Below are 3,853 nucleotides of genomic sequence, written 5' to 3' on the forward strand. Positions count from 1 at the left end.
CGTCCATCTCGACACCGAGGGCCCGGACGTGCCGGGGTTGGTGGACAACACCTGGTCCCCGGTCCTGGTCGAGCAGGTCCGCCAGTGGTGCGAACAGGCCGGCACGAAGGTGACGGTCAAGCCGGTCATCGACCTCAACACCAACCCCTCGACCGAGGCCTACCGCCCCACCGAGGCCATTCGCGAGCAAGTGCGCCTACGTGACGGGACGTGTGTGTTCCCGGGCTGCCACCGCCGCCACGTCGACCTCGACCACATCATCCCGTTCGACTCAGGCGGCCCCACCAGCGTCGAGAACCTCGCGATGCTGTGCCGGCGGCACCACCGCGCCAAGACCCACGGCACGTGGCGGTATGGCGTGGTGGAACCCGGACTGTACGAGTGGACCAGCCCCACCGGGATCACCTACCTCGTCGACCGACGCCGACGACGACCCTGAACGCCCCGACGACCCCGCACCCACCAGGCAGCGGGGCCATCGGCATGCCCAGACCGCAACCCACACGGTGATCGAGCCGGGCGAGCCCCCGGCGAGCCCGCGTCGAGATCCCCGCAGCCGACCCACCAGACCCGACCCCGTCCCTGGAGGGGGCCGGCCTCCTCGACCTCCGTGGCCCAGTCCGGCATACCCGCTGCGGAGGTCTCGACTCGCGGTGACTTCGTCCCCGCGGCGCGACCACCGTGTGGTGGGCCTGAGTGCACTGACGTACCGCTGACCCGTCGCACAAACGCGACGGGTCCGCGACTCCCCACGGTGATCGAGCCGACGGGCCGGCTACGGCCCGGCGTGTCGAGATCCCCGCAGCCAACACACCCGACCCGACCCCGTCTCTGAGTGGGCCGGCCTCCTCGACCTCCGTGGCCCGGTCCGGCGTACCGGCTGCGGGGGTCTCGACACGCGGTGACTTCGTCCCCGCGGCTCGACCACCGTGTGGTGGGCCCGGGTGCACCCCCGGTCTCGCTGACCCGTCGCAGAAAGGCGACGGGTCAGCGTCTCCCTCACGGTGATCGAGCCGACGGGCCGGCCACGGCCCGGCGTGTCGAGATCCCCGCAGCCGACCCACCGGACCCGACCCGGTCGCTGAGGTTGAGCGGCCTCCGGACCACGCTGTGCCCGGTCAACGTCTCGGCTGCGGAAGTCTCGACACGCGGTGACTCCGTCCCCGCGGCTCGAGCACCGTGGGTGGGGTCGGCGGCGTACGCCCCCGGTCTAGCTGACCCGTCGCACAAACGCGACGGGTCACCGTGTCCTCACGGTGATCGAGCCGCTGGGTCGGCGTGGGTCGTCAGACGGCGATCGGGGCCTTGATGCCGGGGTGGGGGTCGTAGCCCTCGACGGCGATGTGCTCGAGGTCGAAGGCGGCGAGGTCGGTGATGGACGGGTCGAGGACGAGGCGGGGCAGGGGGCGGGGGTCGCGGGTGAGCTGGAGGCGGGCCTGGTCGAGGTGGTTGGAGTAGAGGTGGGCGTCGCCGAGGGTGTGGACGAAGTCGCCGACCTCGAGGCCGGTGACCTGGGCGACCATGTGGGTCAGCAGGGCGTAGGACGCGATGTTGAACGGGACGCCGAGGAAGACGTCGGCGGAGCGCTGGTAGAGCTGGCAGGACAGCCGGCCGTCGGCGACGTAGAACTGGAACATCGTGTGGCACGGCGCGAGGGCCATGTCGGGGATGTCGGCGACGTTCCAGGCCGAGACGATGTGGCGGCGCGAGTCGGGGTTGGTGCGGATCTGCTCCACGACCTGGTCGACCTGGTCGACGTGGCGACCGTCGGGCGTCGGCCAGGAGCGCCACTGGTAGCCGTAGACGGGCCCGAGGTCGCCGTCGGCGTCGGCCCACTCGTCCCAGATCGAGACGCCACGGTCCTGCAGCCACTTGACGTTGGTGTCGCCGCGCAGGAACCACAGCAGCTCGGCGAACACCGACCGCGTGTGGACCTTCTTCGTCGTGACCAGCGGGAAGCCCTCGGTCAGGTCGAAGCGCATCTGGTGGCCGAAGACCGACCGGGTGCCGGTGCCGGTGCGGTCGGCCTTGGCGACGCCCTCGTCGAGGATCCGCTGGACGAGGTCGAGGTAGGCGCGCACGGGCTCAGGCTAGTCGCCGAGACCGACGGTCCCGACGACCGTCGTCCGGGTGTCCCCACCGACCCAGACCACATCGTCCTCACGCGTCACGTGGACCCTCCCCCGTCGCTGCAGCACCGTGCCCTGGGCGGCGACGTACGACGCCGGCAGGCGGGTCCCGGCCAGCCAGGCGCCAATCCCGGCGTTGAGGCTGCCGGTCACGGGGTCCTCCTCGGGGCCGTGGCCAGGGCAGAACGCGCGCACCTCGACCGCGCACTCCGACCCCTCGGGCCAGGGCCCGACGATCCCGACCTTGAGGTCGTCGAACGCGCCGTAGTCCGGCCGACACGCCAGGACGACGTCGGCCGAGCCGACGAGCAGCCCCATCCAGCCAGGACCGTTGTCGATCCAGGCCGCCTCGACCACGTCGGCCTCCGCCAGCCCGAGCACCCGCACCGCGTGCTCGAGGTCGGCGGGCGACACCGGACCCGACCGCACGAACGGCGGGCCGGCGAAGGCCAACCGCTCCCCCCGGCGTACGTCGACCAACCCGGCCGGGCACTCCTGCACCACGCGCTCAGGTGAGGCCGGCACTCCTCCGGCCTCGAGCCACGCGTGGGCCGACCCGAGCGTCGGGTGCCCGGCGAAGGGCAGCTCGCCGCCGGGCGTCCAGATCCGCACCCGGTAGTCGGCGTCGGGCGAGGTCGGGGCCAGCAGGAACGTGGTCTCGGACAAGTTGGTCCAGCGCGCGAACGCCGCCATCTGCTCGTCGTCGAGCGCGTCGGCGTCGTGGACGACGGCGACCGGGTTGCCGAGCAGCGGCTCGGCGGAGAAGACGTCGACCTGGCGGAACGGCAGCATGCTGCCGACGGTAGCGAGCAGCGAGCCAGGGTCAGTGCGCGACCAGCGGCGGGTCGGGCACGGAGTCGAGCTGCGCCGCGGTCTCGCAGGTGCCGACCCGCAGCCGGCAGGTGACCAGGTCGTAGCCGGGCTGGGCGCCGTCGCCGCGCGGGGTGCGGGCCGGGAAGCGCGCGCCCTCCGGCCGGGACAGCACGAGCGTCAGCACGCCCCGTCCGCCGAACGCCGCGTCGACCACCCGGCCGTCGTCGGGCACTGGCAGCCGGACGGTCCGCCCGTCGCGCACGTCGACCACGACCGCCAGAGCCGACGAGCTCGACGTCGCCTCGCTCGTCAGCAGGTAGCGACCGTCGTCGGACAGCCGCGCCCCGAACGCCCCGGTGCCGACCAGCTCGAGGGTGCGCCCGCCACCCTCGACGCGCAGCCCGCGGGACGTCGCGACGACCTGCGTGCCGCCAGCGACGTCGAGCGGCACCGGACCGGAGCGCCGGACGGTCGTCCCGTCGTCGTCGACGACCAGGTAGCCGTCCTGGCGCAGCGCGACGTAGGTGGCGCCCGCGTCGCGCGCGACCAGGCGGGCGCCGAGCGGGAGGTTCTGCTCGACCATCGCGGGCGGCACCCGGGCCACCGCGAGGTCGGCGTCCACGTCGAGCCAGGCGACGCCCGGAGAGCCCGGCGAGGCGACGACCGCGCTGCCGCCCCGAGCCTGTCCGAGCGGCTGGAAGCCCTCGGGGGTCACCACGACCACGGTGCCGTCGTCCTGCACGCCGGCGACGCCGTCGGCGACCCGCACGAGCGTGCGCAGCCGGTCGACCGCGACGGTGACGTCGCCGAGGTGGACGAGCTTGCCGTCGTACCAGGGCGCCGGCGGGTCGCCGTCGCCCCGGACCAGCACCACCCGCTCGCGGGTGGGCAGCCCGGGTGGCGTCACGTCG

Annotated in this window: 3 protein-coding genes and 1 pseudogene; 1 reads left to right on the forward strand and 3 read right to left on the reverse strand. The window is 73.4% G+C overall.

Going from position 1 to position 3,853, the window contains the following annotated elements; genetic code table 11:
• Nucleotides 1-439 (forward strand): HNH endonuclease signature motif containing protein (locus Q7T52_RS09375; RefSeq protein ID WP_304801750.1); only part of this gene is annotated, 439 nt, incomplete at its 5' end.
• A gap of 847 nt (nt 440-1,286) precedes the next feature.
• On the opposite strand, the gene Q7T52_RS09380 is transcribed toward Q7T52_RS09375, so the two are convergent.
• From Q7T52_RS09380 to Q7T52_RS09390, 3 genes and pseudogenes are all read right to left on the reverse strand, one after another.
• Nucleotides 1,287-2,081, reverse strand: a complete 795-nt coding sequence (locus tag Q7T52_RS09380; RefSeq protein WP_304801752.1) for a thymidylate synthase — start codon at nt 2,079-2,081, stop codon at nt 1,287-1,289.
• A gap of 9 nt (nt 2,082-2,090) precedes the next feature.
• A complete protein-coding gene (locus tag Q7T52_RS09385; RefSeq protein ID WP_304801754.1) occupies nt 2,091-2,921 on the reverse strand; it encodes a PhzF family phenazine biosynthesis protein in 831 nt (276 codons plus the stop codon).
• A gap of 31 nt (nt 2,922-2,952) precedes the next feature.
• A pseudogene (locus Q7T52_RS09390) lies at nt 2,953-3,853 on the reverse strand (hypothetical protein); the annotation flags it as partial.

It is taken from the genome of Nocardioides sp. (assembly GCF_030655615.1).
Lineage (GTDB): Bacteria > Actinomycetota > Actinomycetes > Propionibacteriales > Nocardioidaceae > Nocardioides.